Here is a 254-nt window from a genome sequence, read left to right as displayed (position 1 = left end):
CCCCAACTCCCGGAACACCTCGTGGGGCAGCACGACCTAACGCGGGGTGCGCACCCCAGCGGCCGCCACCACGGGCGTCGCGATGGACTTGTCGAACGTGAGGCGTGAGGCCGGGCCGCTGGCACCCACGTAACGGGCCCCGACCAGCTCGAACACCTCACGCAGGGCACCGTCCTCGCCGACACCGCCGTGCAGCATCGAGACGACCACCGCCTCGGGGTGGGAGGCCAGCAGCGAGACCAGGGTGGAGTTTG

Annotated in this window: 1 pseudogene; it reads right to left on the bottom strand. The window is 71.3% G+C overall.

The window, feature by feature from the left end:
• Positions 1-36 precede the first annotated feature (36 nt).
• A pseudogene (locus tag F0L46_RS25890) lies at positions 37-254 on the bottom strand (hypothetical protein); the annotation flags it as partial.

The organism is Salinarimonas soli, from assembly GCF_008386575.1.
GTDB lineage: Bacteria > Pseudomonadota > Alphaproteobacteria > Rhizobiales > Beijerinckiaceae > Salinarimonas_A > Salinarimonas_A soli.
This window is presented reverse-complemented; position numbering and strand designations above follow the sequence as displayed.